The organism is Brachybacterium atlanticum (assembly GCF_025669985.1).
GTDB classification, from domain to species: Bacteria; Actinomycetota; Actinomycetes; order Actinomycetales; family Dermabacteraceae; genus Brachybacterium; species Brachybacterium conglomeratum.
The window spans coordinates 1-987 of the sequence record NZ_JAKJJW010000082.1 but is presented as its reverse complement, the minus strand read 5'-3'; the positions used below and the strand labels follow the sequence as shown (position 1 = coordinate 987).

Here is a 987-nt window from a genome sequence, read left to right as displayed (position 1 = left end):
ATGACCTCCGCTCGAAACGACGCAGACAACATCGGCAACTCCCTCCTCGGGAGTCGCACTCACCCATTGAAGCGGCCGAAGAGATACCGGTCGAGATCTGCCTCTCGTTGTGCGTGTCGCTTCCGCACCGGCGAACGGCCGGCCCGGTGGGGTGCGGGCGGCGCAGGGGGCCGGGGTGCGGGGCGGCGCAGGGGGCCGGGGTGCGGGGCGGCGCAGGGGGCCGGACCGCGGGGCGGAGCCGGGGCAGGTGCGCCGGGAGTGCGGGCGGAGCAGGGGACGGTCGGCCCGGCGAGGTGTCAGACGTTGATCGTGACGTCCCCTGACTCGCGCAGCTTCCCGGCGATCTCGGTGGCGGCCTCGTTCTGCTGCTGCATGGTGGCCTGCTGGGCGAGCTGGTCCTTCATCTCCTCGAAGGAGGGGACCTCCTCGGCGGAGCCGCCGGCGGCGGACTGCTGCTCGACCAACGCGTCGTACTGGGCCTTCAGCTCCTCGTCGCTCGGCTCGGCGATGTCGGCCTCCTGCTCGATGTAGGTCGTGATGGCGAACTGCGAGGCGGCGTCCTGGCGGACCTGCTCCGCGGAGATGCCCTGCTGCTCGAGGGCGCTGACCACCTCGTCCCCCGAGCCCAGACCGCTCTGCTTCGCGATCTCGTCGAGGGTGGTGTCGATGTCCTTGTCGGTGGCCTTGATGCCCGCGTCCTCGGCCCCCTGGCGCAGCAGCTCGTTGTTCACGAGCTGCTCGGCGACCTGGGTCTTCAGCTGCTCCTCATCGGGCGCCTGCCCGCCGGCCTGCTGCTGCATCGCCATCTGCTGGTACTGGGACTGGTAGGTCTGGACGAAGTCGTCCTTGGTGATCTCCGTGCCGTTGACGGTCGCGACGACCTCGGGCACGTCGGAGACGTCGGCCTCCTGGGCCTGCGGGTCGCCGGCCGCGCCGCCGCCGTCGGACGCGCCCGGAGCCGCCTGGCCGCCGCCGTCGGAGGCGGCC

At 71.9% G+C, this 987-nt stretch carries 1 protein-coding gene; it reads right to left on the bottom strand.

What is annotated here, in order from left to right; all coding sequences use genetic code 11:
- Positions 1-296 precede the first annotated feature (296 nt).
- On the bottom strand, positions 297-987 hold a 691-nt coding region (gene rdfA, locus L3K22_RS16640; RefSeq protein ID WP_263312371.1), incomplete at its 5' end, for a rod-determining factor RdfA.